At 66.0% G+C, this 18799-nt stretch carries 20 protein-coding genes, 1 pseudogene and 1 riboswitch; of the genes and pseudogenes, 12 read left to right on the top strand and 9 right to left on the bottom strand.

Annotation, left to right across the window (positions count from 1 at the left end; translation table 11 throughout):
* Positions 1–41 precede the first annotated feature (41 nt).
* Positions 42–254, top strand: a complete 213-nt coding sequence (locus ACW6W5_RS09055; protein ID WP_088433419.1) for a ParD-like family protein — start codon at positions 42–44, stop codon at positions 252–254.
* Positions 251–1018: a type I methionyl aminopeptidase gene (gene map, locus ACW6W5_RS09050; RefSeq protein WP_121037136.1), complete on the top strand. Its 768-nt coding sequence runs from the start codon at positions 251–253 to the stop codon at positions 1016–1018. The genes ACW6W5_RS09055 and map overlap by 4 nt, the downstream gene beginning before the upstream one ends.
* Positions 1019–1047: 29 nt before the next feature.
* On the opposite strand, the gene ACW6W5_RS09045 is transcribed toward map, so the two are convergent.
* Both ACW6W5_RS09045 and ACW6W5_RS09040 read right to left on the bottom strand, forming a co-directional pair.
* A complete protein-coding gene (locus tag ACW6W5_RS09045) occupies positions 1048–1824 on the bottom strand; it encodes a LytR/AlgR family response regulator transcription factor (protein ID WP_121037134.1) in 777 nt (258 codons plus the stop codon).
* On the bottom strand, positions 1821–2945 hold the full coding sequence (locus ACW6W5_RS09040) for a sensor histidine kinase (RefSeq protein ID WP_152151277.1): 1125 nt from the start codon (positions 2943–2945) through the stop codon (positions 1821–1823). The genes ACW6W5_RS09045 and ACW6W5_RS09040 overlap by 4 nt, the downstream gene beginning before the upstream one ends.
* Positions 2946–3165: 220 nt before the next feature.
* Between ACW6W5_RS09040 and ACW6W5_RS09035 the strand changes: the two genes are divergently transcribed.
* Positions 3166–3558, top strand: a complete 393-nt coding sequence (locus ACW6W5_RS09035) for a hypothetical protein (RefSeq protein ID WP_152151279.1) — start codon at positions 3166–3168, stop codon at positions 3556–3558.
* Between the two features lie 23 nt (positions 3559–3581).
* Here ACW6W5_RS09035 and ACW6W5_RS09030 read toward each other — a convergent pair whose 3' ends face one another.
* Positions 3582–4034 (bottom strand): MarR family winged helix-turn-helix transcriptional regulator, encoded by a 453-nt coding sequence (locus ACW6W5_RS09030; RefSeq protein ID WP_121037128.1) that lies wholly within the window; start codon positions 4032–4034, stop codon positions 3582–3584.
* A 50-nt stretch (positions 4035–4084) separates the two neighbouring features.
* Here ACW6W5_RS09030 and ACW6W5_RS09025 point away from each other — a divergent pair, with 50 nt between their 5' ends.
* The 5 genes from ACW6W5_RS09025 to pnuC all read left to right on the top strand — a co-directional run bounded on the left by ACW6W5_RS09025 (position 4085) and on the right by pnuC (position 11735).
* Complete coding sequence (locus tag ACW6W5_RS09025) at positions 4085–5233, top strand: FAD-dependent oxidoreductase (protein ID WP_152151281.1); 1149 nt, start codon at positions 4085–4087, stop codon at positions 5231–5233.
* 103 nt (positions 5234–5336) lie between these two features.
* Complete coding sequence (locus ACW6W5_RS09020) at positions 5337–7535, top strand: translocation/assembly module TamB domain-containing protein (RefSeq protein ID WP_152151283.1); 2199 nt, start codon at positions 5337–5339, stop codon at positions 7533–7535.
* Between the two features lie 102 nt (positions 7536–7637).
* A complete protein-coding gene (locus ACW6W5_RS09015; protein ID WP_152151285.1) occupies positions 7638–8774 on the top strand; it encodes a phosphotransferase enzyme family protein in 1137 nt (378 codons plus the stop codon).
* 39 nt (positions 8775–8813) lie between these two features.
* A riboswitch (TPP riboswitch) is annotated at positions 8814–8909 on the top strand.
* A gap of 67 nt (positions 8910–8976) precedes the next feature.
* Positions 8977–11142, top strand: a complete 2166-nt coding sequence (locus ACW6W5_RS09010; protein ID WP_152151287.1) for a TonB-dependent receptor — start codon at positions 8977–8979, stop codon at positions 11140–11142.
* A complete protein-coding gene (gene pnuC / locus ACW6W5_RS09005) occupies positions 11139–11735 on the top strand; it encodes a nicotinamide riboside transporter PnuC (protein WP_152151289.1) in 597 nt (198 codons plus the stop codon). The genes ACW6W5_RS09010 and pnuC overlap by 4 nt, the downstream gene beginning before the upstream one ends.
* 48 nt (positions 11736–11783) lie before the next feature.
* Here pnuC and ACW6W5_RS09000 read toward each other — a convergent pair whose 3' ends face one another.
* From ACW6W5_RS09000 to ACW6W5_RS08975, 6 genes are all read right to left on the bottom strand, one after another.
* The gene (locus ACW6W5_RS09000; protein ID WP_193222744.1) at positions 11784–13838 is read right to left on the bottom strand and encodes a TonB-dependent receptor domain-containing protein; all 2055 of its coding nucleotides are present in this window, start codon (positions 13836–13838) and stop codon (positions 11784–11786) included.
* 191 nt (positions 13839–14029) lie between these two features.
* A complete protein-coding gene (locus tag ACW6W5_RS08995) occupies positions 14030–14959 on the bottom strand; it encodes a hypothetical protein (protein ID WP_152151291.1) in 930 nt (309 codons plus the stop codon).
* Positions 14960–15005: 46 nt separating this feature from the next.
* On the bottom strand, positions 15006–15362 hold the full coding sequence (locus ACW6W5_RS08990) for a bleomycin resistance protein (RefSeq protein ID WP_121037115.1): 357 nt from the start codon (positions 15360–15362) through the stop codon (positions 15006–15008).
* Positions 15363–15371: 9 nt separating this feature from the next.
* Positions 15372–15788, bottom strand: coding sequence for an H-NS family nucleoid-associated regulatory protein (locus ACW6W5_RS08985; protein WP_226956580.1), 417 nt, complete (start codon positions 15786–15788; stop codon positions 15372–15374).
* A gap of 75 nt (positions 15789–15863) precedes the next feature.
* Positions 15864–16136, bottom strand: coding sequence for an FG-GAP repeat domain-containing protein (locus ACW6W5_RS08980; RefSeq protein WP_193222745.1), 273 nt, complete (start codon positions 16134–16136; stop codon positions 15864–15866).
* 49 nt (positions 16137–16185) lie between these two features.
* Positions 16186–16632, bottom strand: coding sequence for an FG-GAP repeat domain-containing protein (locus tag ACW6W5_RS08975; protein ID WP_152151295.1), 447 nt, complete (start codon positions 16630–16632; stop codon positions 16186–16188).
* A gap of 219 nt (positions 16633–16851) precedes the next feature.
* Between ACW6W5_RS08975 and ACW6W5_RS08970 the strand changes: the two genes are divergently transcribed.
* The 4 genes and pseudogenes from ACW6W5_RS08970 to ACW6W5_RS08955 all read left to right on the top strand — a co-directional run.
* Entirely contained in the window at positions 16852–17229 is a 378-nt protein-coding gene (locus ACW6W5_RS08970) for a hypothetical protein (RefSeq protein WP_152151297.1), read from the top strand.
* Positions 17230–17398: 169 nt separating this feature from the next.
* Positions 17399–17974: a hypothetical protein gene (locus ACW6W5_RS08965; protein ID WP_121037105.1), complete on the top strand. Its 576-nt coding sequence runs from the start codon at positions 17399–17401 to the stop codon at positions 17972–17974.
* The gene (locus ACW6W5_RS08960; protein ID WP_152151299.1) at positions 17889–18203 is read left to right on the top strand and encodes an excalibur calcium-binding domain-containing protein; all 315 of its coding nucleotides are present in this window, start codon (positions 17889–17891) and stop codon (positions 18201–18203) included. The genes ACW6W5_RS08965 and ACW6W5_RS08960 overlap by 86 nt, the downstream gene beginning before the upstream one ends.
* A 24-nt stretch (positions 18204–18227) precedes the next feature.
* A pseudogene (locus ACW6W5_RS08955) lies at positions 18228–18799 on the top strand (hypothetical protein); the annotation flags it as partial.

Here is an 18799-nt window from a genome sequence, read left to right as displayed (position 1 = left end):
GAAACATATATGATGTGTATATCACTTCAGAGGGCTCGCCCATGGGCATCGTCAACATCGATGACGAACTGCACGACAACCTGCGCCGCGCCAGCGGCGTCTCGGGTCGCTCGATCAATGCCCAGGCGGGGTTCTGGATCAAGATCGGCATGCTGTGCGAGATGAATCCGGGTATGAGCTACCAGGAGATCGTCAGCCGTGAACTGCGTGCCGCCGGGGTCGAACCGGGCGCGTTGCGGGTGGCCGAAGCATGATCAAGACCGGTGAAGAACAGGCGCTGATGCGCGCATCGGGACGCCTGCTGGCGCAGGTGTTCGACGCGCTGGATGAGCTGCCGCTGTTGGGCATGAGCACGCTGCAGGTGAACGATTGGGTCGAGCGTTTCATCGTCGATCAGCTGCACGCCCGCCCGGCGAGCAAGGGCCAGTACGGCTTTGCCTACGTACTCAATAGTTCGATCGACAACGTGGTCTGCCACGGCGTGCCCTCAGCGGATGTGATCCTGCGCAGCGGCAGCATCGTCAACCTGGACATCACCCTGGAGAAGGACGGTTACATCGCCGATTCCAGCAAGACCTATCTGATCGGCGAGGTGGACTACGCGGCCAAGCGGCTGGTGCGTGTGACCCGCGAAGCCATGTGGAAGGGGATCGGCGTGGTGCGCCCGGGCGCGACGCTGGGCGACATCGGTTTTGCGATCCAGCAGCATGCAAAAGCGCATGGCTACAGCGTGGTGCGCGAATTCTGCGGTCATGGCATCGGTCAGGAGATGCACGAAGAGCCGCAGGTGCTGCACTACGGTCGGCGTGGCGATGGGCTGGAACTGGAGGAAGGCATGACCTTCACCATCGAGCCGATGATCAACCAGGGCCGCGCCGCCATCGACATGAGCGACGACGGTTGGACCGTGACCACCCGTGATGGAAAGCTGTCGGCGCAGGCCGAGCACACGGTGCTGGTGACCGCCGATGGCGTTGAGGTCCTGACCCTGCGCACGGGCGAGCGGATGCCCGACTGAACCGGGCCGCCGGGCCATGCTCGGCGGCCTCATTCGCTACGCGTGGACACCAGCTTGAGAAACGCCTCGTTCTGATAGCGGCTCATGCGCAGCTGCTGACCGGTGTCCATGGTCACCACGTGGTGGCCGTTGAACCAGGGATGGATCGCCTTGACCCGGCGCACATTGACAATCGCCGAGCGATGCACGCGCGCGAAGTGCCGCGGGTCCAGCCGGGCGGCGAGGGTAGCCATGGTCTCGCGCAGCTCATGCATGTGCCCGACCAGGTGGATCTCCACCGTGTTGCGCGCCGCCTTGATCCAGACGATGTCATCGACCGCCACCAGCACCACATGCTCATCCACGCGCACCGGGATGCGCTGCAGGTAGTCGTCACGCTGCCGCAGCGCATCCAACGCCTGCAGGATCTGCGTCGAGGCCTGTGCGCCCAACGCGGCGGATGTGGACAACCGCGCTTTGGCACGCTGCAATGTGGCGGCAAAGCGCTCACGGCTGAACGGTTTGACCAGATAGTCCACGGCATTGGCTTCGAAAGCCTTCACGGCGTACTGCTCGTAGGCGGTGACGAACACCGTGGCCGGCATCCGCTCGGCACCGATGGTGGCGACCACGTCCAGGCCGGTGATCGCCGGCATCTGGATGTCCAGGAACACCAGGTCCGGCGACTGGTTGCGGATGGCGTTGACCGCCGATACGCCATCGCCGCATTCGCCGACGATCTCGATATCCGCATCATCGCGCAGCAACCGGATGACCGCATGCCGCGCGATCGGCTCATCATCGACCACGAGAACGGTGAGGCTCATGCCGGCGCAGTGCCCGGGAAGAATTCCGGTGCATCGTCGGCGATCTCCAGTTCCCGGAACGGAACGCGGATGCGGCACACGACACCTTCCGGCCACATCAGGTCCAGCCTTACCTCGGCGGCATCGCCGTACAGTTCCTTCAGGCGCAGGCGAGTGTTGGACATGCCGATGCCGTGCCCCGCCGATGCGGTCGGTTCGGCCGAGAGGGTGCTGTTGCGGTTGCGCACTTCGATGCACAGCGTGTCGCCATCGCGGCGAGCCTCGATCTCGATGGTGTCGCTGCCCACGCGCTGGCCGATGCCATGGCGTAGCGCGTTCTCCACCAGCGGCTGCAGGATCAGGCTGGGCACCGCGCAGGCCAGCGTGTCCGGGGCGATATACGTGCGGGTGGTGAGCCGATCCTTGAAGCGGGTGCGTTGGATGCCCAGATACAGCTCGATCAGGTCCAGTTCCTGGCGCAGGCTGATCTCCTGGCCGTCGTAGTCTTCCAGGAAGGCGCGCAGCAGTTCGCTCAGGCGCAGCAACATGTCTTCGGCCGAGACCTTGTCCTCGTCGAGCAGGGTAATGATCGCGTGCAGCGTGTTGAACAAAAAGTGCGGCTGCAGCTGGGATTTGAGCGAGAGCAACCGCGACTGCGCCAGCTCGGTGGCCAGCTGGCTGGCTTCCAGTTCGCGCCGGGCTTTTTCGGCATGGAAATGGATGGCCTGCTGGATCGCGAACAGCGTCCAGTAGGTCAGCAGCCCGATGGCGAAGTGCTGCTCCAGGAAGTAGCCCAACTGCTGAAAGAAACCGCTGGGCTCGAACAGGGTGGAGACCATCGCACCCACGACCATCGCAATGAACGTCATGCACAGGCTGGCCACCACCTGTGCGCCCAGCCCGTGCAGGCGCCCGCTGCCGCGTACTGGAAAGCGCTCGGCGAGGCGGAAGACCGTGGGTGCCAGGGCAGCCCACGTGTACCACTGGATCAGCGACCAGCGCAGGAGATCCCAGAGGGGTTGTTGACTGTTCGGCAGGCCGGCGTTGATCGAGGTCTGCAGGGCGAACACCACGGCCACCGCCGTCCACAGGGCGAGGTAGCGGGACAGGCGAATCCGGGTGCTGCCGAGGCGAATGTGCATGGTGGGTTCCGGGCCAGGCGCTTCTGGCGGACGTCATCTTAGGCAGGCGGACGTGCGTGCGGGAAGCGCCATGAGGCCTCATTACGATTGGTCCGCGCGTGGCGACGATTGGTCCCGGACCGGTTGCCGGGCCGCCGTCGCGACGGCGAGATGGGACGACCGGAACGCGCCCTGCGATGCAGCCGCTGCCGGTATCCCTTCCTTGCTGGAGACCGCTGCCATGACCCTGACCCGCGCCGTTGCCCTTGCCGGACTGCTCTCCACCGTGACGGTACCGCTTGCCGGCGCTGCCAACGCCCGTTATCTGACCCTGGTCAACCGCGCGCATGACAGCGTGAGTGCGGTGGAGGTCGCGCCTGCCGGCAGTGACGCGTTCGCGCCCCGTGCGTTGGTGCGCAGGCTGTCCGGGGGCGGCGATGCGGTGACGGTGGACCTGGCTGGCGAGGGCTGCCGCTTCGATCTGCGCTTCACCTTCGTCAACGGCAGGACCCAGGTCTACCAGGACGTGGATGCCTGCCGTGGCAGCAGGCTTGCGATCCAGCCTTGGCCGCAGGACCGTGCGGGTCAGGCGCGTCCCGACCTCCGGGTGGCCGATCAGCAACGGCCGCGCTGATGGATGCGATCAGCCTGGCCTGATCAGCCGCTCGCCTCGAGGTTGGCGTTGAGGCGCACCATCAGCGACTGCAACTGCGCCATGTCGGCGGCGCTGAAACCGGCGGTCGCTGTTGCGCTGGCCGCTTCCATGACCGCCTGTGCGGCAGGCAGCCGTTCGCGTGCCTGCGGGGTCAGCGCGATCAACCGGCTGCGGCGGTCGTCCGGGTCCGGGCGACGCTGGATCAGCCCGTCGCGCTCCATGCGATTGAGCAGCTGCGCCATGCTCGGCTGCTCGACACCGGCGATCCGGGCAAGTTCGCTCTGCGGCAGGGCGTTGCCATGCTTCAGTGACACCAGGACGGGGAGCTGGCTCATCGCGAAACCCAGTTCGCGCAACGGTGCATCCACGATCCTCTGGAAGCCGCGGTAGGCCACGCCCAGCAGCTTGAGGGGCTTGTCGGTGGACAGCGGGGGAGGTGAGGATTGACTTTCCATAGGTGGCTATCTATAAATATAGGCCCCTATGTTAGTCCCGGATGGATGCCATGCCCAGCCCCCCTCGTATTGCCATCGTCGGCGGCGGCCCCGCAGGCCTGACCCTGGCGCGGATTCTCCACACCCACGGTCTGCCGAGTACCGTCTATGAGGCCGAGCGCGATCCCGATGAACGCCCGCAAGGGGGCAGCCTGGACCTGCACGCCGAGTCCGGCCTGCTGGCGCTTGAGCGTGCCGGACTCAGCGCGGCATTCGAGGCGATCGCACGGCACGACGACCAGGGCGAGCGCCTCCTCGACAAGACCGGTCAGGTGCTGTTCGAGGACAACGAAGGCGCCGATCGCAGCCGCCCCGAGGTCGATCGCACGGCATTGCGTGCTCTGTTGATCGATTCGCTTCCTGCCGACACCCTTCAGTGGGGCAGGCGACTGGTGGACGTACGCAGCAGTGCGGACGACCGCTGGGAGCTGGTGTTCGACACCGGTGTGGAAGGACCGTTCGATCTGGTGATCGGCGCCGACGGCGCCTGGTCCAGGGTGCGCCCGTTACTCTCGCCCTATCGGCCGCAGTACAGCGGGCTGACCTTCATCGAGTTCGGCATCGACGACATCGACCGGGCCCATCCCGGCTTGGCTGCATTGGTCGGTCGCGGCAAGGTCGGCATCGAAGGCGACGGCCGCATGATCATCGCCCAGCGCAACGGCCATTCGCACGTGCGCGGCTACGCGGTGTTCCGCGTCCCCGTCGACTGGGCGGCGACGCGGTTCGATTTCACCTCGCCCGAGGCGATGCGCACGTCACTGCTGGAAGAATTCGAGGGATTCGCCGAAACGATCCGCGACCTGTTCCGGGCCAGCAACACCAGATTCGTGGCGCGCCCGATCCACGCGCTGCCGGTCGGACACCGCTGGAATCCACGTGCGGGGCTGACCCTGATCGGCGATGCGGCGCACCTGATGTCCCCCTTCGGCGGTGAGGGTGTCAACGCGGCGATGCTGGATGCCGCGGAGCTGGCCGCGCAACTCGGTCAGGGGCCGGACTGGCAGCGCGCCGTGGCAGCCTACGAGGCGCACATGTTCGAGCGCGTCATCGAGGCTGCGCAGGGCTCGGCCGAGGGCGCTGCGACCCAGCTTTCGCATCTGGGCCTGGCCCCGACGGTAGCGTTCTTCCAGGCGCAGCAGGCAGCACGACGTTCCTGAGCCGTGGTCGGGTCATGAAAGGTCTTGCGGCAGGGCCTTCACGCGATGACGGCTGCATCTTGCCGATAGTGGGCCGTCATCCTGCTTCCTGTTGCGGACCCACATGCCCCTGATTCCCGAGCGCGTGCAGCGCTGGCCCCGGCCGTGGCGCGTGGCGCTGCTGTCGCTGCTGGCGCTGTATGCGCTGTACCTGCTGGCGGGCAATGTGTTCCTCAATACGCCGCTGTTCGATGCGGTGACCAACCGCAAACCTGAAAAATTCACGATGCAGACCGGGCCGGCGCTGACCCTGATGCCCGGGCAGGCCGTGGTCTGGAATATCCGGATGCGTGGCCAGGCCAATCGAACGCAGTATGTGTTCCGTGCCGACCGGGCGAGTGCCTGGATCGATCTGCCGGCGCTGTTGCGCAAGGAAGTGCGCATTCCGCGCATTGATGCCACGGGGGTTGAAGCCGAGGTCGAGCGGGTCGAAAAGGCCATCCCACCGCCGCCGCGGGGTGACCGCGGCTGGACGCTGCGGTTCGATGCGATCCACAGCGAGACGATCCGCAGTGGGCGCTTCGGCAAGTTGCTGATCGTCGGCCAAGGGCACGGCAACGTCGGTTTCCTCAAGCAGCTCAAGGGCGGGCCGTCGGAGCTGTTTGATTCCACGGCCGGCTTCGATGATGCCCAGGTCAGTTTCGACGGGGTCAACGTGCTGGACGATGCCCATATCGCCGCGCGCTTCCACTTCCCGCGGCACTATCGTGACGACGCGCCGGGGTTGCAGAAACTCGGCATCACCTGGGCGCAGCTGCAGATCGACGCGCGCAGCCAGGGCCTTCGCATCGATACGGGTGGCCCGCATGTCAAGGTGGGCAGCGCGGTTTCCAACGCGCGCCTGACCGCGGATGTAACACTGGAGGAAGGCGCGCTGCGCCCCGGCAGCCGACTGGTCTGGCGGCTGCCGCTGCATGCCGGCGTCCACGCCGATGACCGCGGCCTGCTGGCACTGCAGCTGGACGTGGCGCAGGACATGCGGGTCCAGGCGCGGCTCCCGCGTGACCCGGAAACGGGCAGCGAACTCAATGCCGATCTGCGCGTGACCGGCCGGAAGATTCCGTTCCAGGCCCCGGCCGAACTGCTTCCACGGCTGTCTGGCAACGTGCAGGGCGCCTGGCAGTTCCAGTCGCTCAATTGGATCAGCGATCTGTTCGTGAAGAAACCCTGGTTCCATCTCGACGGCGGTGGACTGCTCAAGGCAGACGTCGTCATTGCCGACGGTGAACTGGCGCCGGGCAGCACGGTGGATATCCCGCAGGTGGCCGCCGTGGCCGAGGTTGCAGGGGTGCGGATGCGCGGCGACGCCCACGCACAGGGGCGGATCGTGGAAGGCGAACCGCCGCAGGCGGAGCTGAAGGTGCAGATCCCGCGCTTCCAGGCTGCGCCAAGCAACGCGCCGAAGGCGGTGTTGTTCGATGGCCGCCAACTGGCGCTGACCCTGCGCGGGGATGCGCGGTTGAAGCAGTTGAGCGACGGCATGCGCGCCCAGCTGCGCTTCACCGATGCGCGGGTGCCCGACCTCACCGCCTACAACCGTTATCTGGGCAACGACAACGTGCGCCTGCTCGGCGGTACCGGTCTGCTCAGCGGTGATGTGTCGCTGGATGCCTCCGGCCGGGTAGGCAAGGGCAGTGCCGATCTTCGTGGCACCGGGGCCCGGCTCAGCGTGGCGGGCATCGCGATGCGCGGCGATGCGCAGCTGCAGGCGCGTCTGCAGCGTGCGGATTTCGACAGCCGCCAGTTTGATCTCGGTGGCACCACGGTGGACCTGCGCAACATCCACGTCGGCGATGAAAAGAGTGACGGGCGTTGGTGGGGCAAGGTGGCGATCCGCAGTGGCCACATCGATGCGGCCGCGCCGTTCCAGGTGGATGGCCTGGCCGACCTGCGCCTGCGCGATGCCGGGCCGTTGCTCGGCGTGTTCGCCCAGCGCAGCGAATACCCGCGCTGGGTGCTCGGCATGCTGGATTCCGGGGAGGTGCAGGCCAGTGGGCAACTGCGCTGGCGCAGTGGCGAGCTGATCGTGGAGGATCTGCAGGCCGAGAACGAGCGACTGTCCCTGCAGGCGCGGCTGGATCTGAGTCATGGCAAGCGGCGTGGCGATCTCTACCTGCGCTGGGGCGTGCTGGGGGCCGGCATCGAGCTGCAGGGCGAGCAGCGCAAGTGGCACCTTGCCGGGGCCCGCGACTGGTATGCAGAGCAGCCGCGGCTGCTGCCGGCCACGCCCGCCGCAACGAAGCAGGCTAGCGGCAGGCGCTGACGGGACGCATCTGTTCCCCCCGGCCGGGCGTGGCTTGGTATCCTCGCCGCGCCCACTGTCTGGTGACAGCGTGCCTTTTCGCCGTCATCGACCCGTCATCCCATGAGCAACAGCACCCACCGCGTCCAAGGCCTCAACAACGATGAGGTGGCCGCCGACTGGCCCGCCATCACCGACCGCGAGATCACCTGGCTCAGCGAACGCTTCGCGCCGCTGGCGGGCGCGTGCCGGCTGCTGTGGCACAGCCCGCGACCGATGTCCGCCGCGGCCATTGTCGAGAGCGACGCGGGCCGGGTGTTCGTCAAGCGCCACCATGGCAGCGTCCGCAGTGCGGCTGGCCTGGGCGAAGAGCATCGTTTCATCCAGCACCTGGCCGATCACGGCGTGCCCGTCGTCGAGGTACTGCGTGACCGCGATGGCGCCACTGCGGTGGAGCACGAAGGGTGGACCTACGAACTGCATGGCGTGGGCCATGGCCAGGATCTGTATCGCGATGCGCCCTCCTGGACGCTGTTGACCGATCCCGCGCAGGCGCACGAAGCAGGGCGGATGCTGGCCAGACTGCATCTTGCATCGGCCAGCTACCACGCGCCCCAGCGCAACACCCATCTGCTGGTCGCCCGCGATGACCTGATCCGTGCCGCCGATCCCATCGCCGCCCTCCAGGCCGGGCTCGACGATCGCCCCGGGTTGGCGGCCTATCTTGCGCGCCAGGACTGGCAGGCCGATCTGCAGCGGGCGGTGCTGCCATGGCATGACGGCCTGGCCGAGCGGCTGCAGGCCGAACCGCGCCTGTGGGCGCACAACGACTGGCACGTGTCCAATCTGCTATGGCGCCAGGACGGCAGGTCCACCGTGGTCGATACCGTGCTCGATCTCGGGTTGGCCTCACCGACCAGTGCCTTGTTCGATCTGGCCACCGCCATCGAACGCAACGCCATTGCCTGGCTGGCGCTGGAAAGCGGCGAGGCGGCGGTTCGCGTGGATATCGCACTGGCGCTGCTGGCCGGCTACCGCGGGATCGTGCCGCTGTCTGCCGAGCGCGTACACCTGCTGGCCGATCTGCTGCCGATCGTGCAGCTGGATTTCGCACTCTCGGAAGTGGAGTACTTCGAGGCCGTGACCCACTCCCCGGCCAATGCCGACGTGGCCTACCACACCTTCCTGCTCGGGCATGCTGACTGGTTCAGCACCGCGGCGGGGCAGGGCCTGCTGAAGGCGCTGCACGCCGCCGCCTGAGGACAGACTCGCAAATCCGTACGGTTTGTAGTGAAATAGTCACAGAAGCGGGGGTGCCTGGCGAAACCAGGCTGAGAGAGTCCCTTGGAACCTGATCCGGTTTGCACCGGCGTAGGGAGCTTTGAGCAGCAGGCATACCGCCGTGATGGGTCGGTGCGCGTGCGCGCCTTCGCTTCGTCTCCCCCAGCTGATGACGAATCGAATGAACCGTTGCTTCCGCCCCACGCTGTTGTCCGCCGCCCTCTGCGCCGCGCTGCCTCTTCATGCCAACGATCTCGCCGATGCGCCCGAGCGCTCGCCGACAGAGCTTGCCGCCGTGCGTGTGCAGGCGCATCAGCCGGCGGCCACCATCACGCAGACCAGCAGTTTCGGCGCGGGTGACTGGAAGAGCACCCCGGCGTCGGTGAACGTGCTGGATCGCGACCTGCTGGACAGCCGCCAGGTCCGTACGCTGTCCGAGCTGGCCAGCAACGATGCCTCGCTGGGCGACAGCTATGCACCGGTCGGTTACTACCAGAACATCGCGATCCGCGGCTTCCCGCTGGATACCGGTACCGGCTACCGTTTCAACGGGCTGTCCATCTCCGGCGAGCAACGCCTGGCGCTGGAGAACATCCAGTCGGTGGAGATCCTCAAAGGCGAGGCCGGCCTTGCCGCGGGCGTCATGGCGCCCGGCGGCATCATCAATTACGTGGGCAAGCGCCCGGCCGAGGTACGCGACGTCACCCTCGGCACCGATTCGGAAGGCTCGCGCTACGCTGCGGTGGATCTCGGCCATTGGCTGTCGCCGCGTTTCGGCGTGCGCTTCAATGCCGCGTGGGAAGACACCGACTCCTACATCGACCATGCCGACGGCCGCCGCAACTTCTACTCGCTGGCCACCGACTGGCTGATCGGCGAACGCGGCAAGCTGGAAGTGGATGCCAACTACCAGACCAGCGCGCAGCGCTCGGCCTCGGGCTATCAGCTGCTGGGGGCCACCGAGCTGCCGCGCGGCGTGGACCGCAAACACCTGCTGGGCTATCAGGCCTGGCAGCGGCCGGTCGGCATCGACAGCACCAACCTGACCGCGCTGCATGCCTACGATTTCAGCCCGGACTGGCAGTCGCGGGTATCGGCCAGCTACAGCCGCTCGGTGATCGACGACAACGTCGCCTTCGCCTACGGCTGCTACTACGCCGCCGGCTGTGCCGATGGCAGCGTGCCGGGCAACTACTTCGCGCCCAACGGCGACTACGACATCTACGATTACCGCAGCCCGGACGATACCCGCCGCAACCTGGAATTCCGTGGCGAACTGCGCGGCAGGTTCGCCACCGGCGATGTCCGGCACGCGCTGAGCGTGGGTGCGGACCGTTTCGAGCGCACCGTGGACAAGCGCCGCAACGTCAACGAGTACGTGGGCACCGCCAACATCCACGATGCACAGGTGCCGCAGTTCGAACCGTCGCCGCTGATGCCGGGCCCCTCCGCACGGCGTCTGGACAGCGCGCAGACGGCGGTGTTCGCTTTGGACCGGATGAGCTTCGGCGAGTGGCAGTGGCTGGCCGGTGGGCGTTTCGTGCGCCTGGACGAGCGTGCCTACGACAAGCGTGGCAACCCCGAGCGGCACAGCCGCCTGTCGCGCTTCCTGCCGCAGACCGCGCTGGTCTGGAAGGCGACCGACGAGGTCAACGCCTATGTGAGCTACGTGCGTGGGATTTCGCTTGGCCAGGAAGCGCCGTTCTGGACGTCCAACGACGGCACGTTCCTGCCTGCGGTGCTGTCGCGCCAGACCGAAGTGGGCGTCAAGTATGTGTCCAGCGATGCGCTGACGTTGGGTGCCGCTTTGTTCCGCACTTCGCAGCCGTTCCAGTACGCCAAGCCGGACGGCAGCGATGCGGGCTACACCTTCGTCCAGGAGGGGCAGCAGACCCATACCGGGCTGGAACTCACCGCGCAGGGCCAGCTCACCGAGCGCCTGTCGCTGACCGCCAGCGCCAGTGTGCTGCGCGCCCGCGCACGCGATGCCGGCACGCCGGATTACGAGGGCCACCAGCTGATCAACGTGCCCAAGACGCGCGCGACCGTGCACGCGGAGTACCAGCTGCCGTTCGTGACCGGCCTGGGGCTGACCGGCGGATGGCGTTACGCGGCCTCCAACGTGGCCACTGCCGATGGTCGCGTGAGCGCACCGGCCTACAGCGTGTTCGACGCCGGCCTGCGCTTCAAGCATCAGCTGGCTGAGCATCCGGTGACCTGGAATCTCTCGGTGGACAACCTGTTCAACCGCTTCTACTGGCGCGATACCGGCAGCAGCTCTGGCGACTACTACCTGTTCCCGGGCGCACCGCGTCAGGCCAGGCTGTCGGTCACGTTCGCGCTATGAACCCGGCGATCCTGGAATGGTCGGCGGCCGGTGTCAGCATGCTCGGCGTGTGGCTGATGACGCGCCGGGTGCCCCTTGCCTGGCCGGTCGGTCTGATCTCGGTGGCGCTGTACGCGCTGGTCTTCGCCGAGGCCCGGCTGTACTCGGACACGCTGCTGCAGGTCGTCTTCGGTGGCTTCCTGGTCTACGGCTGGGTGCGCTGGCGTGGGCAGGTGGAGGACGATGGCCGGGTCGCGATCATGCCGCTGGCGCGGGCGGCCATGTGGCGTGACCTCGGCATCGGCGTCGCCTTCGGGGTTGCGCTCGGCGCGGCGATGCACTTCCTCACCAATGCAGCGTTGCCGTGGCTGGATGCAATGCTGGCTGCGCTGAGTCTGGTCGCCCAGTGGTGGCAGGCGCGGCGTCACACGGCCGCATGGTGGCTGTGGATCCTGGTCGACGTTGTCTACGTCGGCATGTACATGGTCAAGTCACTGCACGTGACCGCGGTGCTGTATCTGGTGTTCGTCGGCCTGGCCGTGATGGGGTTGCGGGCATGGACGGTGGCGCGCAACGACGCGCTGCTTCACAACGCAGAAGGGCGGCGCGGTTAAGTCCGCGCCGCCCTTCGTTGCTTCAGGTCTGCACTCGACCCGGCGCGGTCAGAACCGCGCCGTGGCACCCACGAAGAACGTGCGTGCGCCGCCGTCGTAGTTGTTGCCTTCCTCGATGGTGGAGACATCGCCGAGGTTGAGCACGCCCGCGCGCACCGTCAGGTGCTCGTTGACGTCGTAGCCGGTGACCAGATCCCAGGTGGTATACGCCTTGGCGAACGTGGCGCTGGTGGAGGACACCAGCTGTTCGCCGATGTGCTGCGCGCTCAGGTTGAGCGACCAGTCATCGGTGACCTGCCAGTCCAGCGAGGTATTGGCGGTCAGCTTGGGCACCACCAGCAGGCTGGCGCCGGTGGTGCGGTTCTTCGATTCCAGCATGCGCGTGGCGTTGATGATCCAGTTCAGTCGCTCATGCAGGGGCACGGTGACGCTGGCTTCGACGCCGCGGGTGCGGGCCTTCTGGATGTTCTGCGCGACCGTCCACCAGAAACCGTTGACGAAGCTGGTCGTCTGGCCGGGGATGTCACGCAGCGGGACCTGCTGGATCTTGTCATCGAAGTCGGTCAGGAAGTAGGTGGCCGAGGCCGACCAGCCGTTCTTGTCGTAGCCGACGCCCAGCTCGTAGTTGGTGCTGGTTTCCGGCTCCAGGTTCGGATTGCCGGCCATGTAGCAGCCGGTGGTGCCATCGGCGCTGATCGAGCGGTTGGTCCAGCCTTCCACGGTCAACGCGGTGCAGCCGTTGCCACCGGACTGGGTCGCAGCGCCCGCGGTGCCCTGCTTCAGGGTGGGCGCGCGGAAGCCCTGCGAGACACCGCCGCGCACAGTCCAGTCATCGGACGGGTGCCAGACGCCGTAGACGCGCGGGCTCAGGTTGTCGTCGTAATTGTCGGTGTTGTCCCAGCGCAGGCCCACGGTCAGGATGAAGCGCTCGTGCAGCGTGATGTGATCTTCGGCGAACAGCGCCCAGGAGTCGGCCTCACTGACCGGGCTGATCCGCCCGGTACCGGTCCAGGTGACCGGCACGGTGCCGATGGTGTCGCCGTTCTTCAGCTCTTCGCGCTTCCACTGGCCGCCGATGTTCAGGCTCTGCTCGAAGCCCCAATGGAAGCTGCGGGTGAACGCGGTATCGAACACCGTCTCCTTGGAGTGGTTGCCGACCACGCTGCCCTTGTCTTCGTAATCGTTCTGGACAAGGGTGGTCTTGGAGGTGGCGGCATCGCCATAACGGCCGTCATGCTTGATCGCGTAACCGGTCTGCACCAGCTTGGACAGGCCCCATGCACCGACGTCACCGGCACCGCTGTTGCGCTGCTCGCCACGCGAGGCTTCAAAGCCGACGGTGTGGTCATCATTGACGCGCCAGTTCAGCAGCGCGTTGGCGTTCTCGGCCTTGTTGCCGGGCGTCTGGCGGCGGCCGGTATCCGATTCGCGGTTGGTGACATTGGCACCGACGCGCAGGCCCAGGTTCTGCGTCAGCGGACCACTGAACAGCGCGCCCATCTGGGTGGTATCGCCGCGGGTCGGGGAATCGGGCTTGCTGTAGTTGTAGGTGACCGAGCCGCCCCATTCGTTGGCGATCTTGCGGGTGATGATGTTGATCACCCCGCCCATCGCATCCGAGCCGTACAACGAGGACATCGGCCCGCGGACCACCTCGATGCGCTCGATCATGTCCGGCGAGAGCCAGTTCAGATCCTGCGGGCCCAGGTCATCGCGGTAGTTCACGCCGGAGGAATTGCCCTGGCGGCGGCCGTCGATGAGGATCAGGGTGTACTGCTCGGGCAGGCCGCGCAGGCGGATCTTGGACTGCGCGCCGGACAGCGCGTAGCCGCCGGTCACGCCGGGCACGGTGCTCAGCAGTTGGCCGATGCTGCTGACCGGCTTGCGTTCGATCTCCTCGCGGGTGATCACGCTGATGCTGGCCGGGGCGTCCTTGATCCACTGCTGGGCGCCGGTGGCGGTGACCACCACGGTATCCATCTGGCGGGGTGAGGCGGCTGCATCCGCAGCGGCATCGGCATGCGCCTGGGCGGCCAGTACCAGACCGATGGCGACGGCCAGCGTGGCGCCGGAACGACGGGAAGAAGGGGAGGGGTGCGACATCGCGAAAGTACTCCGTGGCTATGGGAGCCCGCTGGCGATGGCTGGGGACGTCCGTGTGGGGGTTTCAAGTAATCTTAACAATCGTATCACGAACCATTCGCATTTGAAATGTAGCGATACACAGCGATATCGACGGCTGCCGCTATCGCTGTGCGGGGTCGATCACGAGAAACCCATGAGGGCCGTGCGGTTTACTCCACAACACGCAACTGCCCGGTAAAGCTCGGCCGCAGTGCCAGTTTGTGGGTGATGCTGGTGATGGTCCGGCGCGGGTCGGTCGGGTGGGGCCGTGAGGCGGTGCTGCTTCTTCCCTGGCGCCACAGCCCGAACATCACGATCTCCGCGCCCACCGGGAAGGACTTCAGCCACGCCGTATCGGTGTGCCCGACGCTGACTTCGTAGAAATCCCGGCGGTCGGTCACGCCGGTGTGCTGATACTTCGGGGCACAGTTGAGGAAGGTGACGCGATGGGGGTCACCCGGCTGTGGCGTGCGATGTGACCGCACCGTCCCGAGCAGCGCCAGCGGCAGCTCGCTGGATGCCGAGCCAAGCCGTTCCCATGCCTCGTCGTAGCGGTCCTGCCCGTAGAGGAAATTCGCCCAATCGACCCGCTTCTTGCCCAGGCGCAGGGTCAGCTGCGCGGTCAGCAGCGTGTCGTCCTCGCACATCGCCTGCAGGATCAGCAGGTCGTTGAGGGTGCGCAGGTGGCCGTCGAATGGTGCGTCTGCCGGGAGAGGGGTCGGCCCGGCGTTGCCCCGCTTCAGGGCCTGCTGGAGGATCAACAGACGCAGCTCATGCCGGCCATCGCCCAGCGCAGGCAGGAACTCGGGATCGGTTCCGCTGGCGAGCAGGGCCTGCAGATGTGAGCGGGCGTTGTAGCGGCACCCTGGCAGGTGCTCAGCCCCCTTGTTCAACGCGATGTACGCAGGAACCGCGGCGGGAAGGGCACCGTCGGCACCGCTCCTGTCGTGCGCGGGGACGAATCGCACCGGCACGTTGCAGCCATCGCAGAGCAACGTGGGCAGGGTCTGCTGCGCGTCATGGCGTTTCTGCAGGTCGGCCAACCGGTGCAGGGTGCCGTGCGTTCCCACGGCCTTGCGCATCTTGATTCCGCGACTCATCTGCAACCACTGCTTCGTTCAATGGCGACCATCATAGTCGCTTCGATCAATCGCCCTGCGTCGCGAACCGCAGCCGGTTGTGGTCCGGATCGATCAGCATCATTTCGCGCCCGCCCCAGGGCACATCCGCCGGCGGCCGGAAGACCGGCGCGCCGGCCGCGACGAACGCGGCATGCAGCGCATCCACGTCAGGCACATGAAAATAGACAGCGCCGCCGGGCTCACAATCGCCGGCGTGTTCGCTGAGAAACACCTGCTGGCCCTCACGGCTGATCTGCACGAACAGCGGCATGTCCAGGGCGAAGCGGTGTTCCCAGTCGATCGAAAACCCGAGCTGCTGATAGAACGGCACGCTGATCGTGGCATCGGTCATGCGCAACTGCGGAATGACGGTCTGCTGCATGCTGCCGCCTCAGCCCGGGTAGGACGGGAAGCGTTGATCGGGGTGGGTCTTCTTCCATTCGGTGTGGGCCACGGTGCCCTCCCACGCAAGGAACGCACCGGGGATGCGCCCGCGGCCGGACCAGGTGGCACCGCTGTGCGGCAGCCAGAAGCGGGGTGGCAGTACGTCGCGGGGAATCTTGGCCGGCTTGGCGCGCGTGGCGGTGCTGGACGATCCGGCGCTGTCCACGGCTGCCTGGATCCTGCGCTGTTGTTCCGGGCTGAAATCGGCGTAGGAGGTGGTGAGCAGTACGAGTGCGCGCTCGAACGCCTCCTTCGTGGCGGCCCGTAGCACCGCGCTTTCATCCATTCCCGATCGCGCGACCGCAGCTGCCAGGCTGGCCTTCATCGATGATGCGGAGGGGGCGGTGGAGGGCTTACGGGGCATGGGATTCCTGGGAAGGAGGGACGGACGGAGGGCACGATAGCAAATGCCAGCGTGAAGCCATCGGTTTGCGCAGGTTTACTCGTCGATCCTGTTGCCGGTCAGCAGCAGGCGGGCCTGCGACTGCCACCCCCCAATGAACAGATCAGGCTTGCCATCCCCATCCAGATCACCGCGCGCCATGCTCCAGCTGCGTCCCACCGTGGTGCGGGGGATCACCGAGGCAGTGACGTCGGTGAAGGGGCCCTTGCCATCGTTCTGCCAGGCGCGAACCTGCAGCGGCACGAAGCCAGGTACCGCAATCGCGCTGACCACCAGGTCCGGATGGCCATCCTCATTGACATCCACCACCGTCCCGCCCCAGCTGGAGAAACGATGCGCGGGCAGGCGTGCGGCGGTGTCATCCCTGAAACGGGCCTCGCCTTGATTGATCAGCAGGCGCGTCTGAGGATTCTTGTCCCAGGAACAGGTTGTGCTGCTCGGTCTCTTCAGGGATGAACAGCACATCGACATGGCCGTCACCATCGACGTCGGCCACACGTACATGCTCGTTGTCGCCGGTGATCGTGCCGAACGCATCGGGCGCCTGTGTGAGCTTGCCGGTGCCCTCATTGAGGTAGAGCCGGTTGGCCCCATTCTCCACCGCCACCGCGACATCCAGATCGCCATCGCCATCGGCATCCAGCAACGCCGCATCCAGTGCATGGAGGGCCGCGTCGGTGGGAACATGGGTGGCGGTGACGTCGGTGAAAACGGTGCGCGACGGTTGCGACGGGGCAGCGCACGCCGTGACGGAGAGGCCTGAAAGAGAGGCGGCGAGGGCGAGGGCGGGGATCGGTGAGTGCATGCGGCTCGGGCTCTGAAGCGGTCGTTGAGTGCGTCCGTGGCGAGGCACACGCGTGCCACTGTAGAGGCGCAGGCGTCGGCTTGGCGCGAGGGCATGGCCCCGCCAAGCTGTACTTTCGCCAAACTGAACAGGGGGCGGTTCATCCGCGGGTGCGCAATGTTCCGGCAATCTTCGGCCACCAGATTCGATTCCACACCGATACGTTTGGAGGATCCAACGATGCTCACCTCAACCGCTTTCAGCTTCCGTGGCCTGGCCATGGCATTGGCTCTGACCGCTGGCGTCATCGCCGCAGGCGATGCCTCCGCGCTGTCGCGCAAGGACAAGAACACACTGGTGGGTGCCGTCGTGGGTGGCGTCGCGGGGCACGTGCTGTCCAACGGCGACCCGATGATGACCGCAGGCGGTGCAGTGGCCGGCGGCGCGATCGGCAATGTCACCACCAAGGATCGCCGTGACAACCGCGACTATCGCTACGACCGTGATCGCCGTTATGACCGCGACCACCGTTACGAGCGCACCAGCCGCCACGATCGTCGTCACGACCAGCGTCGCTGGGACCATGACCGCCGCAACCACAACCGCGGCTGGCGCTGATCGGGTAAGAACGGATTGCCCACAACTGCGGTAGCCGACCTGCCTGCGTGGATGGGGTCAGCCGGGCGCCATGGGCTTGCGCCGCAACAGTAAGTCGGGGATGGCGTCGCTTGTGACCAAGTAGTATAACCAGCGCTGGTTCACTACTTGGTCATGGCAGGGATGCGTCATGGGAGATTGGGACTTTCTACACGAAATGCATGGCCGCGGTTGCAGCGCCCGGGACATCGAGGACGCTGCCGCTTGTGGTTATGACCCCTCGGAATCGCTGTGCCTGGACAGCAACTGGGTCGATAGTGAGCTGGATGACGCTGATGAAGCCGATGCGTACGCGGGGAAATCTCCAAGTCCTTTCAGAAGTCGTGAGGGCTTTCCTCACAGCTTCATCGAGCAGGGCGAAGTCTTCAGCGACCTTGTCGACTGTGCCGAACGCCACTTTCAAAATACGGGCCGGTACCTGCAGATATGGGGAGAGCTCGGCGAGATCTATGCTGAGATCCGATTTGGTCTGCGCCGACACTGCACCCACCATGCCGGCTCAGACGGCACTATCGACGGCGCGCTTGTCGAGGTTAAGACTATCTCTCCAGAGAAGGCCAGCAGCCGCGTGATCGTGAAGAGAGAAGGCGGCTTCGAGAAGCTGATGATCGTGCGGATTGATGGGGATTTCAATTTTAAAGCGAAGCTCTTTAATAGAGCTGAGCTCAGAGATTCTGGTGGAAAGTACTTGCAGGGGCAGTTCTAGCGGAACGCGCAAGACGGGCAATTATCACTGCCATGGTGGAGACTCTGCTGCGCCGAGCAACGCTCTTGTGCCTCGTAGCGGGTTGACCTCAACCGCCTCTGGCAGAGCCGGGGCCTTTGTAAACTGCGCGGAGGCTAGAGCAGCCGGGGCTGCGCCGGTGCGCCGCGGCGACCCTGGATATCGGCCTCACCTTGACCGTGACAATGACGGGGTGGGATGTGCGCCTTAAGGAGACGCGCCTGCAATGAGAAGGATGTCCATCCCTGTTCTCCGTGGCGTAGCCATTGCCGTCGCCTGGTTGACTCCGTTTGCGGCTTCGGCTGCGGTGCAGTCGCCCGGGTTGGAAGAAGCGCTGCAACGCGTGGCGACGGTCGCGCAGGCGCCCGCGTCGAAGCAGGCGGCAGAGGCACTCTGGGGAGTGCCGCTGGATGCCCCTGTGGTGCTGCATGACCGGGTTACCGGAACGAGTTGGCGTCGAAACGTCGCCACGGGCGATGTGGAGTCTGTCGTTCTGCGGAAGGATCAGCCGCCTGCGAATCCATGCATTGATATCGACGGGGCCTCCAACGTGCTGTTGATTCTGCCACTGCCTGCGGACAACGACGGACTCGCGACCCTGTTCTGGCATGAACAATGGCACTGCGTGCAGGCCATGTTGGGACTTTCCGCTTCCGAAGGCGACACAGCGCATCTTGATGGTGAGCTTGGGCGTATCGCGTTGCGGTTGGAGATGCGTGCGTTGGCGAAGGCGCTGTCCGCGACCGATGATCGTGATGCTCGGCCGCATGTCGCCGCAGCGCTGCGATTCCGTGCACTTCGCTCTGC

Source organism: Stenotrophomonas sp. IS26 (assembly GCF_054188265.1).
This window is presented reverse-complemented; position numbering and strand designations above follow the sequence as displayed.